This is a genomic window from Thermotoga neapolitana DSM 4359, assembly GCF_000018945.1.
GTDB classification, from domain to species: Bacteria; Thermotogota; Thermotogae; order Thermotogales; family Thermotogaceae; genus Thermotoga; species Thermotoga neapolitana.
In genome coordinates, this window is the sequence record NC_011978.1 from 1066403 (window position 1) to 1089149 (window position 22747).

At 45.1% G+C, this 22747-nt stretch carries 24 protein-coding genes, 2 tRNA genes and 1 pseudogene; 19 read left to right on the forward strand and 8 right to left on the reverse strand.

The window, feature by feature from the left end; genetic code table 11:
• Nucleotides 1-49 precede the first annotated feature (49 nt).
• Complete coding sequence (locus CTN_RS05420) at nt 50-817, forward strand: MBL fold metallo-hydrolase (protein WP_015919583.1); 768 nt, start codon at nt 50-52, stop codon at nt 815-817.
• Here CTN_RS05420 and CTN_RS09970 read toward each other — a convergent pair.
• From CTN_RS09970 to CTN_RS05435, 3 genes are read right to left on the reverse strand one after another with little or no spacing between them, the layout of a single operon-like run.
• Nucleotides 795-1970 (reverse strand): HD-GYP domain-containing protein, encoded by a 1176-nt coding sequence (locus CTN_RS09970; RefSeq protein WP_015919584.1) that lies wholly within the window; start codon nt 1968-1970, stop codon nt 795-797. The two genes, CTN_RS05420 and CTN_RS09970, sit on opposite strands and share 23 nt — an antisense overlap.
• 26 nt (nt 1971-1996) lie before the next feature.
• Nucleotides 1997-2503, reverse strand: coding sequence for a DUF996 domain-containing protein (locus CTN_RS05430; RefSeq protein WP_015919585.1), 507 nt, complete (start codon nt 2501-2503; stop codon nt 1997-1999).
• Nucleotides 2504-2507: 4 nt separating this feature from the next.
• Nucleotides 2508-3221 carry a YdcF family protein gene (locus CTN_RS05435; protein ID WP_041437653.1) on the reverse strand — a complete coding sequence of 238 codons (714 nt, stop codon included), beginning with the start codon at nt 3219-3221 and terminating at the stop codon, nt 2508-2510.
• Between the two features lie 60 nt (nt 3222-3281).
• On the opposite strand from CTN_RS05435, the gene CTN_RS05440 reads away from it, so the two are divergent.
• Both CTN_RS05440 and CTN_RS05445 read left to right on the forward strand, forming a co-directional pair.
• Entirely contained in the window at nt 3282-4442 is a 1161-nt protein-coding gene (locus tag CTN_RS05440; RefSeq protein ID WP_015919587.1) for a flagellar hook-length control protein FliK, read from the forward strand.
• Nucleotides 4429-4671 (forward strand): EscU/YscU/HrcU family type III secretion system export apparatus switch protein, encoded by a 243-nt coding sequence (locus CTN_RS05445; protein ID WP_015919588.1) that lies wholly within the window; start codon nt 4429-4431, stop codon nt 4669-4671. The genes CTN_RS05440 and CTN_RS05445 overlap by 14 nt, the downstream gene beginning before the upstream one ends.
• A gap of 42 nt (nt 4672-4713) precedes the next feature.
• Here the strand turns inward: CTN_RS05445 and CTN_RS05450 are convergent.
• Nucleotides 4714-4790 (reverse strand) — tRNA-Pro (locus tag CTN_RS05450).
• Nucleotides 4791-4913: 123 nt separating this feature from the next.
• On the opposite strand from CTN_RS05450, the gene CTN_RS05455 reads away from it, so the two are divergent.
• The 3 genes from CTN_RS05455 to CTN_RS05465 all read left to right on the forward strand — a co-directional run bounded on the left by CTN_RS05455 (nt 4914) and on the right by CTN_RS05465 (nt 6632).
• Nucleotides 4914-4988, forward strand: a tRNA-Glu gene (locus CTN_RS05455).
• Between the two features lie 202 nt (nt 4989-5190).
• Nucleotides 5191-5493, forward strand: a complete 303-nt coding sequence (locus CTN_RS05460) for a hypothetical protein (protein ID WP_244857327.1) — start codon at nt 5191-5193, stop codon at nt 5491-5493.
• A gap of 362 nt (nt 5494-5855) precedes the next feature.
• Nucleotides 5856-6632, forward strand: a complete 777-nt coding sequence (locus CTN_RS05465; protein WP_004081536.1) for a hypothetical protein — start codon at nt 5856-5858, stop codon at nt 6630-6632.
• A gap of 252 nt (nt 6633-6884) precedes the next feature.
• On the opposite strand, the gene CTN_RS05470 is transcribed toward CTN_RS05465, so the two are convergent.
• From CTN_RS05470 to CTN_RS05480, 3 genes are read right to left on the reverse strand one after another with little or no spacing between them, the layout of a single operon-like run.
• Nucleotides 6885-8057 (reverse strand): MFS transporter, encoded by a 1173-nt coding sequence (locus CTN_RS05470; RefSeq protein WP_015919591.1) that lies wholly within the window; start codon nt 8055-8057, stop codon nt 6885-6887.
• A 15-nt stretch (nt 8058-8072) separates the two neighbouring features.
• Nucleotides 8073-10001 carry a hypothetical protein gene (locus CTN_RS05475; RefSeq protein WP_015919592.1) on the reverse strand — a complete coding sequence of 643 codons (1929 nt, stop codon included), beginning with the start codon at nt 9999-10001 and terminating at the stop codon, nt 8073-8075.
• On the reverse strand, nt 9994-11778 hold the full coding sequence (locus CTN_RS05480; RefSeq protein WP_015919593.1) for a radical SAM protein: 1785 nt from the start codon (nt 11776-11778) through the stop codon (nt 9994-9996). The genes CTN_RS05475 and CTN_RS05480 overlap by 8 nt, the downstream gene beginning before the upstream one ends.
• Before the next feature lie 740 nt (nt 11779-12518).
• On the opposite strand from CTN_RS05480, the gene CTN_RS05490 reads away from it, so the two are divergent.
• The 7 genes and pseudogenes from CTN_RS05490 to CTN_RS05515 all read left to right on the forward strand — a co-directional run bounded on the left by CTN_RS05490 (nt 12519) and on the right by CTN_RS05515 (nt 17269).
• The gene (locus CTN_RS05490; protein ID WP_015919594.1) at nt 12519-14081 is read left to right on the forward strand and encodes a hypothetical protein; all 1563 of its coding nucleotides are present in this window, start codon (nt 12519-12521) and stop codon (nt 14079-14081) included.
• Nucleotides 14082-14304: 223 nt separating this feature from the next.
• On the forward strand, nt 14305-14595 hold the full coding sequence (locus tag CTN_RS09800) for a hypothetical protein (RefSeq protein WP_015919595.1): 291 nt from the start codon (nt 14305-14307) through the stop codon (nt 14593-14595).
• Nucleotides 14559-14684: pseudogene (locus CTN_RS10095) on the forward strand (RNA-guided endonuclease InsQ/TnpB family protein); the annotation flags it as partial. The gene CTN_RS09800 and the pseudogene CTN_RS10095, both read left to right, overlap by 37 nt.
• On the forward strand, nt 14650-14916 hold the full coding sequence (locus tag CTN_RS09935) for a hypothetical protein (RefSeq protein ID WP_162527307.1): 267 nt from the start codon (nt 14650-14652) through the stop codon (nt 14914-14916). The pseudogene CTN_RS10095 and the gene CTN_RS09935, both read left to right, overlap by 35 nt.
• A gap of 200 nt (nt 14917-15116) precedes the next feature.
• On the forward strand, nt 15117-15890 hold the full coding sequence (locus tag CTN_RS05505) for a GH12 family glycosyl hydrolase domain-containing protein (RefSeq protein ID WP_038067566.1): 774 nt from the start codon (nt 15117-15119) through the stop codon (nt 15888-15890).
• Nucleotides 15887-16711 (forward strand): GH12 family glycosyl hydrolase domain-containing protein, encoded by an 825-nt coding sequence (locus CTN_RS05510; RefSeq protein ID WP_015919598.1) that lies wholly within the window; start codon nt 15887-15889, stop codon nt 16709-16711. The genes CTN_RS05505 and CTN_RS05510 overlap by 4 nt, the downstream gene beginning before the upstream one ends.
• Nucleotides 16712-16831: 120 nt before the next feature.
• Nucleotides 16832-17269: a ferritin-like domain-containing protein gene (locus CTN_RS05515; RefSeq protein ID WP_015919599.1), complete on the forward strand. Its 438-nt coding sequence runs from the start codon at nt 16832-16834 to the stop codon at nt 17267-17269.
• Here the strand turns inward: CTN_RS05515 and CTN_RS05520 are convergent.
• The gene (locus tag CTN_RS05520) at nt 17231-17653 is read right to left on the reverse strand and encodes an Rrf2 family transcriptional regulator (protein ID WP_041437669.1); all 423 of its coding nucleotides are present in this window, start codon (nt 17651-17653) and stop codon (nt 17231-17233) included. The two genes, CTN_RS05515 and CTN_RS05520, sit on opposite strands and share 39 nt — an antisense overlap.
• A gap of 24 nt (nt 17654-17677) precedes the next feature.
• Between CTN_RS05520 and CTN_RS05525 the strand changes: the two genes are divergently transcribed.
• From CTN_RS05525 to CTN_RS05550, 6 genes are all read left to right on the forward strand, one after another.
• Complete coding sequence (locus tag CTN_RS05525) at nt 17678-18550, forward strand: prenyltransferase (RefSeq protein ID WP_414625527.1); 873 nt, start codon at nt 17678-17680, stop codon at nt 18548-18550.
• 5 nt (nt 18551-18555) lie between these two features.
• The gene (locus CTN_RS05530; protein ID WP_041437677.1) at nt 18556-19170 is read left to right on the forward strand and encodes a CPBP family intramembrane glutamic endopeptidase; all 615 of its coding nucleotides are present in this window, start codon (nt 18556-18558) and stop codon (nt 19168-19170) included.
• Nucleotides 19171-19275: 105 nt separating this feature from the next.
• Nucleotides 19276-20133, forward strand: a complete 858-nt coding sequence (locus tag CTN_RS05535) for an electron transfer flavoprotein subunit beta/FixA family protein (protein ID WP_015919604.1) — start codon at nt 19276-19278, stop codon at nt 20131-20133.
• Complete coding sequence (locus CTN_RS05540; protein WP_038067573.1) at nt 20126-21142, forward strand: electron transfer flavoprotein subunit alpha/FixB family protein; 1017 nt, start codon at nt 20126-20128, stop codon at nt 21140-21142. The genes CTN_RS05535 and CTN_RS05540 overlap by 8 nt, the downstream gene beginning before the upstream one ends.
• Nucleotides 21139-22455, forward strand: coding sequence for an NAD(P)/FAD-dependent oxidoreductase (locus tag CTN_RS05545; RefSeq protein ID WP_015919606.1), 1317 nt, complete (start codon nt 21139-21141; stop codon nt 22453-22455). The genes CTN_RS05540 and CTN_RS05545 overlap by 4 nt, the downstream gene beginning before the upstream one ends.
• A 6-nt stretch (nt 22456-22461) precedes the next feature.
• Nucleotides 22462-22740, forward strand: coding sequence for a ferredoxin family protein (locus CTN_RS05550; protein WP_015919607.1), 279 nt, complete (start codon nt 22462-22464; stop codon nt 22738-22740).
• Nucleotides 22741-22747: the final 7 nt, after the last annotated feature.

Genomic DNA, 22747 nt, shown 5'->3' on the forward strand with positions numbered 1-22747 from the left:
CGAAGGGGGCAACAGGCCCCCTGAGTATTTTTCAAGTGGAGGGAAAAAAGTGCGCATATATATCCTGTGTGACGACTCGTCCCTGGGGGACTTCGAACACGAACACGGCTTTTCCGCGCTGGTGGATTCCGTTCTTTTCGATACGGGAAAATCCAGTGTGTTTTTAAAGAATGCTGAAAGATTCGGTGTGAATCTCCCGGAGGATGTGGTCGTAAGCCACGGTCACTACGACCACGTTGGTGGCCTTTTGCTTTTGACCGGAAAGCGTTTGTGGATCAGGAAAAAAGCCCTGAAACCAAAATATTCCGGTGATAGATACATAGGCGCTCCTTTTGAGTGGGAAGAGGTTCTTTCGAAGAACGAAACTCGATTTGTAAGCGAAAAGGTGGTTGAAATCAAACCAGGAGTATTTCTTATGGGACCTGCAAACCTGAGAAACAGAGTCTTTTCTGGAGAGTTTCTTGTGGGAAAGGAAAGGAAGATAGATCTTTTCGAAGACGAACAAACGCTGGTGGTGGATTCAAAGGGAGGATTGATCATCGTTACAGGGTGCTCTCATCGCGGAATAGACAACATAGTACTGGACGCTGTGGAAACGTTTAAAAAGAAGATTCATCTGGTACTGGGGGGATTTCATCTTTTGAGATCCTCCGAAAGGGAAATAGAAGATATCGTAGAGCTCTTCAACAAGATCGATGTGAAAACTGTAGCACCATGTCACTGTACAGGAAAAAAGGCTGTGGACATTTTCAAAGAAAGATTCAAGGGAAATCTACTGGAATGCCGTGCTGGGGTTACTTTTGAAGTTTCAAATTGATGAATTCTGAAAGGTGTTTTTCAAGTATACTGACCATCTTCTGATCCAGCGGCATTTTCTTCATGAGTGAGAGAGCGTCTTCTGGTTTCATAGCCTTTCTGTACGGTCTATCGCTGGTAAGAGCATCGAACACGTCTGCCACCGCAAGGATCCTTGCAAGAATAGGTATCTCTTTGTCTTTCAACCCGAGGGGATATCCAGAGCCATCCATTCTTTCGTGGTGATAAAGGACAACAGGTACAGTGAAGGACAACTCGGGATACTCCCTCAGTATATCTGCACCAACCACTGGATGTTTTTTGATTATCTCGAACTCTTCATCGCTGAGTTTTCCAGGTTTGTTCAGAATATGCTCTGGAACAGCGATCTTTCCTATATCGTGCAGATGTCCCGCTATTTCAAGAATTTTCAACTCTTTTCTTTTGAGGTTCATCTTTTCTCCTATGAGACATGCTATTTTTGCCACGTTTCTGGAGTGCTCAGCGGTGTAGTGGTCTTTTTTCCCAACGATGGATACCAGCCTTTCGAGCCCTTCCGTTTCATAGTGAGTCCTCAGGATGGATCTCACAAAAATCGAGTGAAGAACTACGATCAAAAACAAGCCCCCCAGAGAACTCCAGAATGAAATGGAAAACCAACTACCCCTGGCCTTGCTTTTATACTCCAGATTCCAGAAGGTCTTTTTTCCGCCCTTCTGGAACATCACAGAAGCACCAATCGTATCCAGAATACCATTCACATCCCACTCTACGTATGCGGTCTTATCCGGTATCAATTCCTCCCCCATGCTGTCGTATATCTTGAACAGCGCCCAGAGTCTTTCTCCATCGGACTCTATCCTGTAGTACTCTTCTTTGAAGTCCGGTGGAACGTTTAAAATTTTGATCTCCTTTATGTACGGATCGAGACCTCTGATCTCTTCGAACGCTTCTTCCATGAACTCCTCATCGTTTCTTTCTATGGCCTCTTTCAACTCTGTCCACTGGAAGTATCCACTCGATACAAGATCCACAGAGCGCTGAACGATGGTCTGGAAGACCCTGAGCTGATATTGCTCCATTTTCCTCTGATAATGGATCTGAACGAGCGCAACTATCATGAATATGAGCAGTGCAGAGATCACAAATATCCATCTGTAGCGTGTCAGGTACAACCGCTATCCCTCCAGCAACTCTGTGTTCAGGATACCTCCTCTGATGGCTTTGAGAAGAAACCCACGATCGCAAGTATATCACCGACGAACATGAGGATGAATCCAATTCCAAAGACAACCAAAAGAATCGCACCCCATTTGTAAAAAGAAGCGGCGGTGTTGAATATGGACACTTTCAAAGTCTCAGCGAGAATTCTGTATGCCTTCACTTTGTAGACAAGAGCGATGATTCCAAGGACGACAACGGTGACAAAACCTGCAACAGCAACACCACCGGCAAACAGCCCCCCTGTGAAAATGGCACCGAAAAGGGCAACAGAGAAGACCACGGAAACGATAAGTAGCAAAACTGCGGGAATCAGAAGGTAATTGAATATCCTCTTCTCTTTTGTAATCTGCGAGATGTTGTAGATACCGATGAGAAACAAAATGAGCCCAACGAGTGAGAAGATCCATCCCACTGCAGGGACCGCACCGAGCAATTCGAGGACCATACCGATTCCTGCCAGCGTTTTCGCCGTTGAAAGATCCATACCGTCACCTCCCTCTCAGATTGTACCAGACAAGACCGATCCACTCGTATATAGCTCGGGAGTTCAGATAAAAAGAGGTCGCACTCGGCAGGAAATCGACAAATTCTGGCGTTCCGAAATAACAGCCAGCAGGATACGGTACGACCTCGCTGAAGAACTTTTTGAAGGTGTAGAGCGCCCTTCTCATATGGATCGAATCGGTCACGAGTACGATCGGAACGTCTCCGATCAAATTCTTTGTAAAGAACGCATTTTCATAGGTGTTTCTTGATCTGTTCTCAACGAGAACGTTCTTTTCAGGTACACCAAGAGATACCAGGTACTCTTTCATAATAATCGCTTCGGGTTCCAAACCGGAGAGGCTTCCACCCGTGACGAGTATGGGAAGACCAGTTTTTCTGTGAACCTGAAACCCTGTGAGAATTCTCCTCAGGGTAGAGTCGCTCAGGCTGTCGCCGGTTTTTGTGTTCCTCTCCACCCCACCACCGAGGATGACGATGACACCGTTTTGAGGAAGACCATCTGGCACAATTAGATCCTCCTCGAGCGGGCGAAGAAAGAGAAACTCTGCTGGATAGCTGCTCAAAACGTAAAGGAAAGTTGCCAGAAGGACAAAAAGCCAGCGACCTTTCCTAGAAAAGACAGCCGAAAGAAGAAGTATCAGAATGAAAATCCCGGGAGTGACAAGAAAAGCTCCGATCGTTTTCTGAAGGAACACGCTTTCACCTCCATTCACGATTTTAACCGAAATGTCGATAATCATAACGGGGGCGAGTGAATGGACATCTGGAAGGTCGTGGGAAGGTACGGCAACGTACTCGTTCTGTCGAAAAAGAACAGCGTGCTCGTTCTGGAGATAAACGGCAAGATCCCGAAGGTTGGAGAGAGTGTTCGGGTATGGCGCAACAGGCTACTGACGGGAAAGGAAACCCGTGCAAAGCTCCTTGCACACTTCGATGAGGAACTGGCTCTTAAAGTCTTCAAAACCCCGGGTCTTCTGGGATTTCTTTGCGAAGTATCATCGGGTTTTGAGAAAAAATACATTCATTTTCTGAAGATGTTCGTGAAACATCTTGTTCCTGGCCGTTTTCTGAGAATAACCGAAGAAAAGAAAAAAATTCTGAAGGAATTTCTCCCAAAAGCACTTGAGGCAAAAGCTGTAGCATTTCCCAGAAAGTTTTCACTTCGAGAGTTCTTCAGGTTCGTCGATGAGAATTTCAGGAAAACAGCCTTCGACGTTGACGAGAAAGTTCTGAAAAGAGCCATTTCCATGCGAAGGGTTGTTTTAAGCAACGAGGATCACGATGTGTATCAGATCGATCTTTCTTTTGAAAAAGGCATCGCGAAAGGGCGTTACATGTTGATCCCTTTCAAAGAAAGAACGCTTTTGATCGTGTTCAAAAAAGAAGTCCTTCCCTTTGTTTCGTTTCGTGTAAAAGATGACGCGGATCTTTCTTTCCTTGAAGACTTTCTGAAGGGAAACGTCACCGTTGAAAAGAGAGGATCTTCCTGGAGTTTGATCTGGCGAAGGAAAGAGGTTATAGAGTTCGATCTTCCTGACAGGGAAATCATTCCAAAGCCAGAGAAAATATCAAACCAGGGTGTGATGGACGCTGTCTTTCTGATCAACGACCTTCTGAACGAAGATGTTAGATTTCTATCCCTGCCTTCTTTCGGGATATCCGAAATATGGTGGGAGAAAAATTCAAGCAGGGTCATCCTCGTGGTGAACACGCATCGCTTTGGAAAGGTGGCCGCAGACATCTTCCTGGAAGAAAGGAACCTTTCTGTCAGATTCTACGCGGAAAGAAATCTAGAGGAACTTTCTTCTCATGCAGAGGAACTCAGAAAAGATCTTGAGTCGATCGGTTTGCTTGCTCAACTCTTCTTTTCCAGGAAGGATCCCATGCTCTGGGAGGGATTCAATGCGTACGGATGATATAAGGAAGGCCGTTGCGTTGAGGTACGATCCTTCTTCGATGAACGCACCAGAAGTTGTTGCAAAGGGAGCAGGAGAAGTAGCAGAAAAAATCATCGAGATAGCGAAAAGATATGGAATACCCATAGAAGAAAGACCGGACCTAGTGGATGATCTTCTCAGGCTGGAGCTCTTTTCGGAAATTCCGGAGGAGATGTATCTTGTTATCGCTGAGAATACGCCTTTCTGAAAAAGTACGACAAATAAAAAGGTCCCCGCAAATTGGGGACCCTGGTCGGGGCGACTGGACTCGAACCAGCGACCTCTTGCGCCCCATGCAAGCGCGCTAGCCACCTGCGCTACGCCCCGCCGTCTATATATTTTATCACAGACCCGTGGGATTTCAACACCTGGATCTGGAAAGGTCGTCACGAACTTCTCGAAAACCCCTCTTGATTTTTCCCTGAAAATGGTTTAAAATCACTCTGGAGTGGCCCCATAGGATAACGGCCAGTCCGCCGGATTCTCAGTCCGGAGGTCGGGGTTCGATTCCCCGTGGGGCTACCACAGAAAAATCCGATTTTTGTCAACCTCGGGGGCTACCATCAAGGTAGCCCCTTCTTTGTTATATGGGAGAGCAAAAAGGGGCAGCAATGCCTCTTTTCATTTTTTTACAGGCCTTTTGACCACATACAGGAACGCCCTTCTCACAACCGTTTCAGAATCGTAACCTTCTCATAAGGACTTATAATAATGGGAGGTGATTGTGGTGATCAGAAAAACTGTGAGAGGAACAGACGGCAGAGAGTACACTTTTGTGGCAAAAGAAGGAACGTTTGAAGAGCTTACAGGGCTTGGTACGACCATCAGAGGGCACATACCTGGAACGGACTCTCCTTTCTACGGCGTTTTAGAAGACGGAGAAGAAGGCCTCAGAGCCTGGATTATGACGTTTCGTGTTGTAAACCGTGTTCCCATCGACAGTGAGACAGAAGAAGAACTTGTTCGTCTCTTTTTACCACTAGTGGAACGAAGAAGAATAGACCGTTCTATCCTGCTGTACGTTGAATGAATAGGGAAGCCCGGTCGAAATGGCCGGGCTTTTTGTTTTTTATGGGTCCTCACCAAATTGTTCCAGAGTTGAAACACAAAGAAACGGACTATAACTAGTGGAAGGAGGTGAGGTCATAATAGCCAGGGTGTATCAGAAAAGGGCAAAGCTCATATCCTGTACTGGTGAAATATTATTTTTTTGTTGAGGCAGAAGGGAAAAGAAGCTTTTAAAGAATTCTTTGCTTTAAGGTTTGAAGTGAGAAGATTTTGCATATCAGGGGCTTTGTGATACAATACCACCAATTAAATAGTAAATGAGGTTTTCAGAAAGCCTGGAGAAATCGACAGAGTTCACTTAAATGGTGTAAGGGGGGTGTTTTTATGAGCAAGATGTTTATCACTGTGTTCTTTGGTATAATGCTTGTTACTGTTTCTTTAATTTGCATAGCTGAAACTGCGCCAGAAATTATTTGGCAGAAAATTCTTGGTGGATCCAGTGATGATTATGCTTTTTCAATTCAACAAACACCCGATGGTGGGTATATAGTGGCTGGATATACCGAGTCAAACGATGGAGATGTCAAAGGGAATCATGAAAACGGTGACTTTTGGATAGTAAAGCTTGATAAAGATGGAAACATAGAATGGCAGAAAACTCTCGGTGGATCCAATTGGGATTGGGCTTTTTCAGTTCAACAAACACCCGATGGTGGGTATATAGTAGCTGGATTTACCTGGTCTAATGATGGAGATGTTAGTGGAAATCATGGCTCGCTTGACGCTTGGATAGTAAAGCTTGACAAAGATGGAAACATAGAATGGCAGAAAACCCTTGGCGGATCCGGAAATGACTGGGCCACTTCAGTTCAACAAACAACCGATGGAGGTTACATAGTGGCTGGAGGAACCTATTCAACCGATGGGGTTATCCGAGGAAATCATGGATCACTCGATGCTTGGGTAGTAAAGCTTGACGGCAATGGGAACATGCAGTGGCAAAAAGCACTGGGCGGATCTGGTTCGGATAGTGCTTGGTCAGTTCAGCAGACAACAGATGGAGGATACATAGTGGCTGGATTTACCAAATCAAACGATGGAGATGTGACTGGAAATCATGGAAGCGCTGATTTTTGGGTTGTGAAGCTTGGTTGGCAGTGAGGTGAGCCTTTGTGGCTTACCTTTGAATCAAAGAAGTTTGGTGGGAGATGATACTGAAAGAGTGACGAGATATTATTCAGTTCCTACACGCATTTACTTTGTCAAACAAGATAAAGCAAAATCACTCACAACCAAAGAAAAGGAGTAGTAATGCTCCTTTTCGTTATTTTATTATTAGGAGTGTTTGGTATCACGGTCCTTTGATTACACTCATTGATGCTGGTAAACAGATCTTCTTGATATTTCAACCGCTCACCCCTCAAACCTCTGAAGAGAAATCAGCACGCCTCCTGCGATGAGCGCCATGGAAGTGGTTATGAAGATGTGCGCCGTTGCAACGTAACTGGAGAGAAATCCAAAGAAACCATAGGAAACGGGCAGTAGCGAGAAAGATACGGCTGAGATCAGGGAAAAGATCTTTCCCCTCATTTCCTCCGGTATTGCCAGTTGAAGCAGTGTGATAACGTTTATGTTGAAAAGGGTTTGAAAGATTCCAATGAGGAAATACATGGCAAACATAAGCCAATGGTTACCCGTCATGGCAAACACGAAAACAGCCAGCCCGTACCCCACCAGATTCAAACCCAGGGTTTTCACGCTGGCTCTTGTTTTTATCGTTGCCATCAGAAATGTAACAATCAGCCCTCCAAACGACAGCATACTCATCAACGTTCCATAAACCCACTCGCTCTTTCCCAGTTTCGAGACGTGCTCAGGTAGCAGAACGTGCATTGAACCTGTGAAGAAGTTCATGATGGCAATGACCAGTATCGTCACCAGGATGAACCTCACCGATCTTATGTACAAAAGAGCAGATCTTATGTCCTGCCACATCTTCCTTTCTTTTGATACTTTCTTCAGATGCTTTTCTTCAACCTTTATGAACATCTCAAAGATTCCTGAGATCAGAAAGGACAGAGAATTTATGAGAATCACCCCTGCAAGCCCCACTACCTTCAGAAGGAGGCTTCCAAGGGCAGGTCCAAGTATTTTTGAGAGGTTCTTCAGCAACCTGTAGAGTGAATTCGCCCTGACCAGGTTTTCTTTTCTGACCAGATCGGGAAGCAGGGAATCAACTGCTGGATTGAAGAAAGAATCGAACACGGAGACAAGAACGGTGACGATCAGAAGAAGCGCCATCGTTAACTCTGAGAAATATTCCATGAGAAACAGATACATGAACAGAACTCCCCTGAGAATATCCATCACAACCATCATGTTTCTTCTGCTGTGCCTGTCCACCACCGTTCCAGCGAAGGGACTCACTATTATGGCGGGAAGAAAAGAGGATATCATGAAGAGGCCCACGTATTCGCTCGAGCCGGTTTTCGAGTAGAGCCACCATGCCAGTGCAACTTGATAGATCCTGGTGCCGATCAGCGAAACGAACGAACCGGAGGCGAAAAGAAGGAGGTTTCTGTTCAACTCCTTTCACCTCCTCTACACGTTCTTCAGTCTGAAGGTGTAGGTGCTGACACTGAGATTGAAGTCTTCAAACCAGTATACGTAGAGACAGTAGGTCTTGTTGATTCTCTGATCTGTCCTTTTCAGGGCCACCTCGACTTCGAACTTTTCCTCCCCACCAGGCTCAAGCGTGAAGACCTGAAAATCTCTGCTCAGGTAAATGTTCTCCATTTCGCTTCTGTTCTCACACCACAGATTGAAACACACCAGGTTGTTCGTGGTGTGGACATTTTCGTTCCAGACTTTCACGTAGAAGATCTTTCTGTCGGGTTGCTCGTGAACAAGGACTATCTCAGGATACTTCGGGGGATGAACGCTCTCGGTGTCGAAAACGTTGTGACAGTTGCTGCAAAATCCAGAGTATCTTTTCATGGGTACGAGAGTGTTTTCGCTCTCTTTTATTGACAGGTAATTACCACAGTACGGACACCTGATGGTTTTGTGAAGGTCTTCTTCTGCACATCTGACCGTCATGTTTTCGCCGTACACCTCTATGAAAAACTTCGGATTCTGTGAAAGAAGATGATCGGCCAGAAGGTTGTAGATTCTCTCCTCCACTGCTGACAGATTCTTACTCAATCTGTGCAAATCGAAGTTTTTCAGGTTTCTGTTTGCTTCGTCCAGAACCTCCGTTTGCTCGTTTATCTTCGAGAAGTAATCGTGAACCTGATTCTGAATCTTCTTGTGCCTGAATCCCAGAAGTTCCAGTTTTCTCATGTTGAAATATCTTTTTGAATACACATCTTCTCTTAACTTTTTCCCCACTCCGAAAACAATTCTCAACGGCCCATTCACTTCTTCCCATGAATACAAAAAGAGTTTGATACTGTTTTTGAGCGGATAGGGTATCACCGAGTAGAACACGTCCTTCCTTATCTCGTCGCTGGAAAACACATAGAACTGCCTTTTCAATACTTCATTGAGAATATCCTCTCCTGCATGAATCTCCAGAAGCCTCATTCCAGAGATTCTGTTGATATCTACAACTATTTCGCTTTTTTCCATTCTCAGCCTGTCCACTTCCAGTTTTTCTGGAATGGTCACCTTTGCGTTTGGAAAGCCGTAGAGTATGTACGGAAGGTAGTCCGAGCAGTGGTTGTAGGAGTTCGTGTTCAGAATGTAGAGCACTTCTCCTGCCTCGAATCCGTGAGAGATGAGATGATGGAAAAGAAGAGCCTCACTGTTATAGCCTTGTTTTGGCCTGTAAGAGCTGATGAGGACCTTTGCGTTCTTCAAAAAGTTCATTCCAACGTTTATGTACTCTCCCTTCTCTGAGGTGGAAATGAGAGTGCTTGAGCACGAGTCCATGAAGATACACTCAGCCTGAACATCCTGAGCATAAACCCTCTCATATTCGCAGTTCTGACAGTCCGGGAAGTATCTGTAAATCTCTTCCAGAGGGATGTCTCTGTTGATTCCGCAGATCTTTCCGTCACTCAGATGCAGATGCCTTCTGTTTCCATCTATCACCATGCTCAAACAGAGCTTTTTGTGCTTCACTCTGTCGAAGTTGTCCACCGTGCTTTCGTACCGCGTGAAAACTTCCGCGTTGAGTCTGTGTTTTATACTTTTGTTTTCCTTCCTCAAGATTATAAGATACTGCTGGGGATCAAGTACGATCTGTTCCTGGTAATTTGCGAGTTTTTCTCTCAGCAGATCGATGGAAAGGGCAGATATCACTCCAAAGTAAATGCCCCTGTCTCTGGAGTATTCATACGCCTGCCTCAGGAAATTTTCCGTCAGCAGTTTTGGATTGCACACGATTATGAAGTCATTTTCTATCTCTTCTTTCCCGTTGAAGTTATCGGGGGACATTTCATGAATTCTGAATTCATCGAGAAAATCAGCCAGTATCCTGGCTGAAAGACCATATTCATCCCCTCTGAAGGCCACAACCTCAAGCATTCGACATTCCCCCCTGATAGTTGGTCGTCGATATATCAATACATCGATTAAAGCATTGAGAACAATTTAACTTACATTCCTCATCTGTTGATATAAAGTTCAAAGCCTTAAAATATTCTCTTAATAGATAATCTTCTGATATTAAAGTTTTCTGGATCTTCCAAGGACAGTATTTATCAATATATTCCTCAAAGTACCAAGCTGCATTTATACCAAACTCATTCAGGAGATTCTCAAGATCACTGACAGTATTGAAGCGTTTGCTATGCAAATAGTGTAGCAAGAAAGCTATTTCTAATCCTCCCCTTGAAATCATTGGTTGGAGTAAAGAAATTGGATGAAACACCGTTGTTTCAAATTTTACAAGCGACTCATTTTCATTTTCATCTTTTTGTCTTTTTTCCACTTTTTCGTCAACAACATCATTTGATATAACCACAGGAAATCCTTCTTTTTTAACTTTCTCTACAATGTAAAGAAATCTGTCCTCAATATTCTTAAGCGACGGAAGTTTCACATACTGGAAAGGAGTGAAAGGTTTAGGATATAAAGGATTTATACCTATTTCCAAGCGCCCATCAGTATTCTTTAGTTTGTTCATTTGATGCCGAACCTTCATTATAAGATCTGCTATCTTATCTAAATCCTCAAATGTCTCGCCAGGTATGGCTAAGATAAAGTAAAGACCGAAATCTGGTATGCCATAGAGGGAAGAGATCCTAACCACTTCCAATATTTCCTCATCCTTTATTTCGTGTTTACCTATTACTTTGCGTAATCTTCCGCTCGTTTCTGGTGCTACAGTTATCTTTCTTTGGCCGGAAATTGCAGCAATCTCTATTATCCGCTTCGACAATTTTTCTAATCTCTGAGAACCGATCCTCACTCTCCCTCCTTTTTTAATGATGTATTCAAGATAATGCTCTACAATCCTAGTTTCTAGTCCTTCATAGAAGAGTTTAATTATTTCCACATTGCACTGATCAATTGCTAGATCAACTATTTTCTTGAATGTTTCCCATCTTAAAGTTCTAGGTGGTTTTAACCTATGCCCCATATAACAAAATCTGCATCTTTGGGTACATCCTCGTCTCACTTCTATAGAAAAAACTCTTTCCTCATAAACGGTATTTTTAGTAACGAATATACTATGTGCTGGATGTTCGTTTATATCAACAGGACTGGTTTGTTTCACCATACCCGTTTGGAAAAAACCGTGAATACAAGGCACGTAAATCCCTTCTATTTGAGAGACAGCCTGCAGGAATTTCATACGCTTTCTTTTTACATTTCGATAAACTTTGTATGAATCTATGATTTTATGAATAGCCTCTTCTGCCTCTCCTAAGACTATGACATCACAAACTAGAGATAACGGCAGTGGATTATAATTAGCTACAGGTCCTCCACCTATTATAATGGGATCGTTCTCTTCTCTGAGAAGATTGATCAATGGTATAGAACCTGCTTTCAATATTTTGAAAGCATTTAACACGATTCCTTCGTATTGAAAACTAATACCTATGAAATCACTATCTTTTAGTTTGAAACCGTATTCGAAAGAGAAAGGCTGATCTTCGTCTGTGTAATACCTATCAACAGCAACATCATCTCTAAGATACAGCTCTTTATACAGGGTCTGGATTCCTAGATTCGGCAAACCGTACTTGTATATGTCAGGAAAAGCCAGAATGAAGATGATTTCATTGCCTTTTAAATTTTTGGAAGGAAGTATTCTTTCTTCTTCCTTGATCTTATAAAGAAGAGAAGTTCTCATGTTTCATCCCCCAAAATGAACCATTTCTTGCCCTTTGTACAAATTTTCATCCTTTACCTCTCACTTGAGCCATCGGTCTTTTTCGCTTCTCCTAAAAAGTATATTAAAAGATATTATATACACTCTCTCAAAAAGTTTGCATTTCGTTCCCTGCGTCTGTCTTGCCATCAGAATCAAAATCCTCCTCAACAACTCAGGAACTTTCCCACATCTGCACGGTGCCAATATTTCTCACCCCCCGCACAGATGCTAAAACACCCTATATGGTTTTCAAGTTTTAAAGAAAATTCTTCAATGATTTGAAAAGAACTTACAGGGCTGTTTTTTAGATCGCAAAATTTCTGTGAACTTAAATAAAAATGATTTTTTACGTACAGCAGAACAAGGGTTAAAAACTCTGATTTCCAGCAGTTGAACCTTTGAAAGTAACCTCACAAGTAGCTGCACTTTTGGGTGCAACCTGAACCTGTTCCGTAATCTCACTTTTCCAGGAATGCGTTTCGTTATCTGTCTTCACTTTGTCAGCGAAAATGATTGTAGACAGGAGAACGAGTATCAAAAAGATTATCATCAAAACCCTTCGCATTCTGATCACCTGTCATCACTTTATCAAACCTTATATGGTTTTCAAGTTTTGGCTGTTCCAAAATCCTCTTTAAAAGCACATTTTCAGCACCAGATTTCATGGGCTTTGAAACAATTTGGTTTTTTGAGGTATAACTATAACAGAGGGAGTAAAGATGAAAAGTATAGAAGGCCTGAAAGAGACATTCAAGTACGGTGCTTTTTCTCTTCCAGCAGTGAATTACATGCTACTCGAAGAAAACCTTCCAAAAGAGTGCAGAGAGGTTCTCTGTATACTGAAACTCGCTTGGAAAGGAAACTTCAAAGAAGCGATTCAGAAAACAGATAAAATTTTGAAAAGCTGCAAATCCGAAGCAGCGAAATATTTTCTTTTGGCGAACAAACTGGCATTTTTAAAATATACAGGCAAAGTAGATATGAATCTGTACAGGTACCTGAAAAGAAACCTTCCCAAGATGTCAAAATCAATAAGAGATACTGTGATCGTTACTTTAATAAACTTTGAAGCAAGCGGAATAAAGCCACTACGGAAGGTGAGGGTGTGGAAAAACGATTACAGAAAATCCACACTTTCCTTTTTATATCTTTCCCTGGCAAGAAGGGAAGCAGATTCTGGAAGACTCTCTGAGGCGGTACACGATTACATACAGGCCTACAGACTATCCAGGGAGGTTCCTCACCCAACCTGTATTGTTTCCTCCCTGAACGATCTTGCATGGGATATCAGGGAAAAACATCCAAAACTTGCCCATGCTCTTTCTCAAGGAGCCGTTTTCTGGCTAGGATACTACAGAGAGGAACCAGGAAATCTCTTTGGAGCCCTGGATACTCTGTTTGTTGTGGAAAAAGACATGGATTCACCGTCTATCCACAGCACTGCACATATCATCGTTTCGCTTCCCGTACCAGAAGATTATCTGTCTCTACTCAAAAAAGCGAAGAAATTTGTGTTGGACTACACAGGATCAACTTATCCGAACACAAGTCAGTTGAGAAGATATGTTGAAAAGGTCGCTTGGAAAGGAAAAACTCTCAGCTCCAAAGGTATCTCAGATATATTGAAAGGGAAAACAAAAATGATTCGTGCAGATACGATAAGAAAACTGTTGACATCTGGTGTTGATACAGGGGCACCTTTTCCTGTCTGGAACGAGTGGATAAAGATGGAGATTGAAAGAAAATACAGGGAGTCGTCAGAAAAGCTTAAAGAGCTCCCCTTTCATCAGAGACAAATCCTTTTTCTTACCACCTACATGGCTCTTCTTGATAGAGAGTTCCTTTCAAGGAAAGAAAGACTCAAAAGGGCATATAAGCTTCTTGAAGATATTGAGTCGTTCGCTGATTTCATGGCAAAAGATCACCGGACCATGGAATTTGTTGTTTCAATGGTGAAGGCTCATCCTTTCATTGAAGGAAGGAAAGAGACAGTGAAGAGAGCCCTTGGAAGGATGAAAAGAAAGAGACTGGAAAGATTCACGCTAAGGTACATCGAGATGAAAGAGTCCGACAGAAAACTCCTTGACAGATTTCTGAGGAACTACGGAAGGTATGATGGGGTGAGGTTTGGTGTCAGGCTAAAGGGGCCGGATGTGGTGAGGGAGTTTGCAAGGAGGTACTCTCTCAAGGTTCAACCTCTGCTTGTTGCCTTCTGGTGCGAAGAGGACGGCAGGGTGAGAAGAAGACTGGAAAGAATCTTGAGGTACATGGTTCAGGGCTGAACCCAGCGTTCCAGTCTTTTTTGAATCTTTATTTGATTGAAATCGCTGTAGCGTCTGTCACGATGGAAAAAATGAGAGATGAAAAACTTGCGTAAAAGATGTGATCACAGTACAAAACTACCGGGGGATGTTCCGGCAGACTTACAACCCCAAGCATTCAATCCCCCTTTGCATATTCAAAAAAGAAGATTTTTTATTTATTCAATTATAAAGCACGAGAGCGATGATCACGGGAAGGAAAGCGTGTTTTCTGGTCTGTTTGGTTTTCTTAGCAACACTTTTGCTTGTAAGCTGTGCTGGTGGAATCTTTCAGGGAACAACTGATACTCTTTCTTCAGATGAGGCAAACAAACTCATAGAAGAGCTTTTAATGGCCAACGAAAACACATCATCACTTGATATTCTAGACCCTGACAGAAAAAAATCAGTCCCGCAAGCCCTTCTCCGTCCCTGGTCAGGAAGACAAAGCGAAAAAAGAACTTCTGGCGAAGGTATCCTGTGGCTTCCCAGGTAGTGGCGGTGTTGGCACCCGCCAGAGGTGTGAGGTTCAATCCGCACCTCTGTGGCCATGGAACACCTGCTGCTCCATGGAAGGCAGCCTAGAGCTGCCAGGAATCCCATCTCCTTCAGGGGATTGGAAGTGTCAAAAAACCATTTTTGTTCAGAAAACCTACTTTCTTTCTCTGAGATGCACAACACAGGATGGAACAGAAACATCTGTCCACTGGCCATGATACTGGTTGGGGATGACTATTATTTCTTCTCGATAGACATCGTGGATACAGGATCAGGGACGGAAGTCAGGATATATCCGGAACCCTTTTTATCACTGTAATCGTTCAAAACCCTGCCTTCCGCTTCGAACTTGATCTGTCCACAGATGCTGGCCTCAAAGCGTGTTCATCAACTTTCTGAGAAAAACATGTTTTTTTGCGGTATTTCTGGAATATTCAACGCTCTTTCCGCATAATCTCCGTTTTTTGCCCTTTGAATGTAAACATTTTCATAATAGACTGTTTCTTGGAGGTGATAAACGTGGTGGAACTGACCGCACCAGGAACGGCAGATTTTCGCTGGAATGACATGCCGCTTTCCATGGAGCTGAATCTGTGGAACGTAGAAAGATACACGGGAACGGTGGTGATGAGATTCGACGGTGAAAGACTCACCTTCAACGGTGATGTTGAAGATCTTTCTGCCAGAGAGCCAGAAAGGTACATCCTTGGCTATCCTGAGTTTTACTACGGATACAAACCCTGGGAAAGACATGCAGCAGAGGGGACAAAGTTACCTCTGGTAGTGTCTTCTGTGGAGTCCTTCACGGTCGAACTTTCCTTCGAAATAGACCACATGCCCTCTCTTCCGCTGAACTTTGCCATGGAAACCTGGCTCACAAGAGAAAAATACCAGGTCGAAGCTTCCATCGGAGATGTGGAGATCATGGTGTGGTTCTATTTCAACGAACTCACACCGGGTGGAAAGAAAGTGGGAGAGTACACCGTTTCGTTCGAACTTAACGGAGAACAAAAACGTGGAATCTGGGAACTCTGGCACGCCGAATGGAACTGGGATTATCTTGCTTTCCGGCTGAAGAATCCTGTGAGAAAGGGGAGGGTGAGATTCAACGTGAAGGATTTTCTCGATGTTGCAGGAGAGTATCTTTCAAGGTCCACACGTGTGAAGGATTTTGATGATCTGTATTTCACCGTCTGGGAGATCGGAACCGAATTTGGAAGCCCTGAAACAAAGAGTGCCCGTTTTGGATGGACGTTCAATAACTTTTCAATCGATATGGAGGTGAAAGGATGAGGTTGGTCGTCTCTTTTCTTCTTGTGGTTTCTGCCTTTCTTTTCTCGGCAGAAGTCGTTCTCACAGACATTGGTGCAACAGACATTACGTTCAAAGGCTTTCCGGTGACCATGGAACTCAACTTCTGGAACGTCAAATCCTACGAAGGAGAAACGTGGCTCAAGTTCGATGGTGAAAAGGTCCAGTTCTACGCGGATATCTACAACATCGTTCTTCAAAACCCGGACAGCTGGGTTCACGGCTATCCAGAGATATACTACGGCTACAAGCCGTGGGCGGCGCACAACAGCGGAACAGAGATTCTTCCGGTGAAGGTGAAAGATCTTCCTGACTTTTACGTAACCCTTGATTATTCAATCTGGTACGAGAACGACCTTCCGATCAACCTTGCAATGGAAACGTGGATCACAAGAAAGCCAGATCAGACATCTGTTTCCTCTGGAGACGTCGAGATCATGGTCTGGTTCTACAACAACATCCTGATGCCAGGTGGGCAGAAGGTGGATGAATTCACAACAACGATCGAGATAAACGGCTCTCCTGTGGAAACAAAATGGGACGTTTACTTTGCGCCCTGGGGCTGGGATTATCTCGCCTTCAGGCTCACAACTCCCATGAAAGATGGCAGGGTGAAGTTCAACGTGAAGGACTTTGTGGAAAAAGCAGCGGAAGTTATCAAAAAACACTCAACAAGGGTGGAAAACTTCGATGAGATGTACTTCTGCGTCTGGGAGATAGGAACAGAGTTCGGTGATCCAAATACCACCGCGGCAAAATTTGGATGGACCTTCAAGGATTTCTCTGTTGAAATTGGAGAATAACGCAAAAACTCACCGTGTGAAGAAGGCGGGGCAATCCCGCCCTTTTCTTTTTGGAAATTTATACTCAAGTAGTATAATATTCTGTGCAGTGTGTGAAAATGAGAACAATGGGGTGGTTTCATGAAGGTGAAAGACGTTCTCACGTTGGCCATAAGACTGGAAGAAGAGGGAGAAAGGTTTTACAGGGAACTTTCAGAGCATTTCGATGGAAAGATAAAGGAAACATTCCTTGAACTTGCAGATCAGGAAAAGCTTCACGCGGAGATCTTCAGAAAGATGTCCGATCAAAACTTCTGGGACGAGGTGGATTCTTATCTTTCGGGATACGCCTTCTACCAGGTTTTTCCAGACACCGATGAAATCCTGAAAAGAAAAGATCTGACCCTGAGGGAGGTTCTGGAGATCGCCATATCTGTGGAAAAAGACAGCATAATCCTCTACTACGAACTCAAAGACGGCCTTGTGAATTCTGACGAACAGAAGACGGTGAAGAGGATCATCGAGCAAGAAAAGGAACATTTAAGGAAGCTTCTCGCACTGAAACGCGAAAGATCCTGAAGCGATGTCTTTCAGGGTGATGCTTGAAAACATCTCTTTTAGATGATCCGACAGCCAGCTCCAGAAGTACTTTGCCCTGCAGTGTTTGTAATTTTCACAGCGATTGCTGCAGTCCACAATGACAAGGTCTTTTTCAAAAGCCCTGATGATATCTAGAAACGAAATCTCATCCGCAGACCTTGCAAGCACAAAGCCGCCGTTTTTTCCTTTGATGGAAGAGACAAGGCCAGATCTTTTGAGATAGTGAAGGACTTTCAGGGTGAAACTTCTTGTGATGTGCTCTTTTTCTGCGAGTTCTGAAGAAGACATCGGTCTGTTTTCCAGAGACAGTCTCATGAGGAGCCTGAGAGCGTATCTTACATGTTTTTGACACTTTCCAAACATCCAAAGCACCTCCGGGAGGGATCAGTGTTGAAGTACCTCATAGCCTTGAGACCTTTTTCCTTTGTTGCGAGTGCCTTTCCTGTCACCGTCGGAGCCATGCTGGCAGAGGATTTCTCCCTGACCAGATACATTCTATCACTGATCGCTGCCGTTTTGCTTCATGCCGGTGTCAACACCACGAACGACTATTTTGATTACAAAAGTGGTGTGGACACAAAAGAGTCTCTTGGCTCAAGCGGGCTTCTTGTATCGGGAAAGATCACCCTGAAGGAAGAACTCTTCCTGAGTGTACTGTGCTACATTGCGAGTGTGGTTCTGGGAATTTTCCTCATAAAGATGTCTGGACTTGCTCTTTTGTGGATCGGGCTTGTCGGTCTTGTTCTTGGTTATGCGTACACAGGCCATCCCTTCTATCTGAAGTACAGAGCTCTTGGTATGTTCCTCGTGTTCATCCTCATGGGGCCTCTGATGGTTCTGGGGGCATACTATGTTCAGACGGGAAGGTTCTCAGTTGAGGCACTTTTTGTTTCCGTTCCAATTGGGATTGCCACCGATCTGATACTTCTTGCAAACGAGATCAGAGATTCCGAGTACGACAGAAAAAGCGGCATCAAAACCCTTCCCATCCTCATCGGTGATCTTGCCTCCTCCTATCTCTATGCGGTCCTGGTCGGGCTCATCTACGTTTTCGTCTTCTACCTGGTCGTAACAGGCGTTCTAAAATCCATCGCTCTTGTCAGTCTTGTAGCCTTCTTTCTGTACGCTGGTGTGATGAGGCAGCTCTTTCAAAAGTCCACCGGGAAAAAGAGTGCCAGAGAGATCGCTGCCGTTGACAAAATGAGTGCACTGGCTGAGATGATACTCTTTGTTTCCATGATCCTGGGACTCATGGGGTGAGAGCGATGAAAAGAATATCTCCTTCTGGTTTCTTTCTTGTTCTTGCCGGGCTTTTTGCAGGATGGTACGTTGTTTTCCAGACCAGTGTGCTGGACTTCTGGTGGAGGATGTTTCTGACAACGCTGGTTTTCTCCCTTGTTGTGATCCTTCTTGGTGGAAAAAGAAACGTGGTGCCCAACCGGTACGAGTCACCACTGATAATCTACTCTGCCCTGATCGCGTACCTTGTCTTCGTGATAGGGTATCTGATCTCACTTCTGATTCCAGCGTTTCACAGCGATGTTGTGAATGTCTACAAACTCTCAACAGGGCAGAGTGTTGTGAAGGTGACGATTCTTCTTCTGTTCATAGCTTTCTTCGAGGAGATCATATGGCGGGGCTTCATAACGGAGTTTCTTCTTCAGAGGATGGATGTTCTGCCTGCTGTTTTGATTTCTTCAATACTCTACAGCGTGGTTCACGTGTTCACCGGGAACATCGCACTGATAGCGGGGGCTTTTGTTCTTGGATTGATCCTGTCGTTTCTTTACGTGATCACGGGAAAGGTGAGCACAACTGCTTTTTCACATGCACTGTGGAGCCTTCTCATATTCGTTCTTTTTCCTCTGAAAGGAGGATGATACTGTGAAAACCCTGAGACTCATCGTCGAGTTTCCCGTTGCGCTTTTGATCGTTCTTTATGTTGGTTTTGACGTCTGGAAAAGGTACCTGAGGAGGCGAGAGAAATGAACGTGGTCGTCTGTATCAAACAGGTTCCCGATACAACGAACGTCAGGATCGACAGAAAGACGAACAACCTTGTGAGGGAAGGAGTACCATCCATCATAAACCCGGACGATGAAAGGGCCCTTGAACTCGCCGCACAGTTGAAAGAAAGATTCGGTGCAACTGTCTACGTGATAACGATGGGCCCACCTCAAGCAAAAGAGGCGTTGAAGGATGCCATCGCCTTTGGCCTGGACGAAGCGGTACATTTGAGCGACAGGGCGTTCGCAGGTGCAGACACCCTTGCCACAACCTACACACTCTACTGGGGGATAAAGAAGATAGAAGAGAAAGTAGGAAAAATAGATCTTATACTGACGGGAAAACAGGCGGTGGACGGTGATACCGGACAGGTCGGGCCCGGGCTTGCCACAAGGTTTGGATACGCCCTTGGTGCCTACGTTGTCCGAATAGAAGAGATCGATCCAGAAAAAAGAGAGATGGTGATTGTCAGAAGGCTGGACCGCGGGTTTGAAAAGATGCGCTTGAAGATGCCAGCGGTTCTCACGATAACGGATGAGTTGAACAAACCAAGGTACGCAGACCTTCCCAATCTCATCAGGGCGATCAGGTACGAGCCCATCGTCTGGACCCACAAGGATCTGGGGCTCGATCCCAAAAAGTGCGGGTTCTTCGGATCTCCCACAAAGGTTGTGAGTACGAACATTCCTCCTGCAAGAAAGGGTGGGGATATCATATCGAAGAACGAAGACCCTGAGGTGGCTGCGGAAAAACTCATAGAGGCTTTGAAGAGATTCGAGGCTGTTCGTCTGGTGGAGGCTTTGAGACCAATTCTGGAAGGTGATGGAAATGAGTGAGAAGAAGTTAATCTTCGTTCTGATCGAACACCACGACGGTAGGGCTCATCCTGTCTCCTGGGAGCTCATTGGAAAGGCAAGGGAACTTGCCTCAAAACTGGAGAACTCGGAAGTGTGGGGCGTTCTGCTGGGAGAAGGTCTGGAGAATGTAGCAAAAGAGGCGATCCATCGAGGAGCAGACAGGGTTCTTTACGTGAAGAACAGAGAGTTCAACACGTACGTGAACTATCTCTACAAGAAGGCCCTTGTGGACATGGTGAGAAAGTATAAACCGGAGATATTCCTGATTGGTGCGACCCTTGAAGGAAGAGAACTCGCCGGAATGGTAGCGACCGAACTGGAAACGGGTCTGACCGCCGATTGTACTGGACTGGACATAATACCGGACAAAAAACTCCTCGCCATGACGAGACCAACCTTCGGTGGAAACCTCATGGCGACCATCATGTGTCCCGATCACAGACCTCAGATGGCAACGGTGAGGCCCGGTGTGATGAAGGAACTTCCTCCAGATCCCGAAAGAACGGGAGAGATCATCGAGGAAGAGTACGATCTTGGGACCTATGAGAAGTTGATTGAGATCCTGGAGACGATACCGCTTCAAACCCAGGTGAATCTCGAGTACGCTCCCGTCGTGGTTGCCGGAGGAAAGGGAGTGGGAGGACCGGAGGGCTTCAAGAAATTGAAGGAACTTGCAGATCTTCTTGGAGGGGAGATAGGGGCATCCAGGGCTGCCGTGAAGGCTGGATGGATCTCTCCAGAGTACCAGGTCGGTCAGACCGGAAAAACCGTAAGGCCTGTCATTTACTTTGCATGCGGTATCTCCGGTGCGATCCAGCACGTTGTGGGAATAAAGGAATCCGAGATCATAGTTGCCATCAACATCGATGAAAACGCACCGATATTCGACATAGCCGACATAGGTATAGTGGGAGATCTCCACAAGGTGGTCCCTGCGCTCACATCGAAGCTCAGAGACCTTCTGAACAGAAGCGGGGTGAGAGGATGAAGATAGAATTCGACGTGGTCGTGGTCGGGGCAGGACCGTCTGGCCTTTCCTGTGCGTACGTTCTTGCCAGAAACGGGCTCAAGGTTGCCGTGGTGGAAAAGGGAGAGTATCCCGGCTCCAAGAACGTGATGGGAGGAGTCCTTTACGTTCATCCGCTGAAAGAGTTGATGCCCGATTTCCTGGAAAAGGTCTCCGGGTCAAAAGCACTGGAGAGGAACGTCATAGAACAGAATCTATGGGTCCTCGGAAAAGAAGGTGTTGTGAAAATCGGTCACAGAAACGTTGAGTGGAAAGAGAAACCAAACGCCTTCACCGTTTTGAGGGCAAATTTCGATAGATGGTTCGCTCAGGAAGTGGAGAAAGCGGGGGCTCTGATCATACCGAAAACCAAGGTGGAGGATTTCCTCAGGAACGAAAAAGGAGAGATAGCGGGCGTTGTGACCTCCAGGCCCAGAGGAGAGATACACAGCAGGGCGGTTGTGATCGCTGAAGGTGTGAATCCCATTCTCACGATGAAGGCAGGGCTTAGAAAGGAAGACCTGAAACCTCACATGGTGGCCGTTGCCGTGAAAGAGGTGATCAGTGTTCCTGAAGACGTTGTGAACAGGATGTTCGGTGTTGAGGGAAACGACGGAGCAACAATAGAACTTCTTGGAAGCTGGTCTGAGGGAATGTTTGGAATGGGATTTCTCTACGCCAACAGGTCCTCGGTATCTCTGGGGTGTGGTGTCCTTCTCGAAGACCTCAGGAAAAAGAAGATAAAGCCGTATCAACTCCTGGAAAACCTGAAGAACCATCCCGTCATCTCCGACATGCTCGGAGAGTACAAAAACAACACCATGGAGTACCTGGCACATCTGATCCCCGAGGGTGGATATTACGCCATGCCGAAGGTGTACGGAAACAGGGTGCTCGTGTGCGGAGACGCGGCAATGCTTGTGAACTCAATACACCGTGAAGGGTCGAACCACGCGATCACATCGGGAAGACTCGCTGCTGAGACACTCCTTGAGGCCTTTGAAAAAGGCGATCTCTCCGAAAAGACCCTGAAGAATTACTACCTCAGGTTGAAGGAATCTTTCATACTGAAGGATCTGGAAAAGTACAAAGACCTCATGCCCACAATGGAGAAGAATCATCAGTTCGTTGAAGTCTACCCCGATCTTGCAAACGATGTTTTGAAGAGGTTTTTGCAGGTCGATGGAACGCCGAAATGGGATGTTCAAAAACAGATCGCAGACATGGTTCTTTCCAGAAGGAGTCTAATCGGAATCTCCCTGGACCTTCTCAGATTCTGGAAGGCTGTGAGGTGATGTGCCGTGAGGATCGAGGATAAACTCTACCTGAACAGATACAGAACGGACGAGGAAAATCCCCATTTGAAGATAAAAGACGAAAGCGTCTGTGCAAAAAAGTGTTCCGACCGGCCGTGTATAAGTTGCTGCCCTGCGGACGTGTACGAATGGACGGAAGAAGGAATGGAAGTGAAGTTCGAAGGATGTCTTGAGTGCGGTACCTGCAGAGTGGTCTGCCCATTTGGGAATATAGAATGGGAGTATCCAAGGGGGAATTACGGGATACTCTACAAATTCGGGTGAGGTGGTC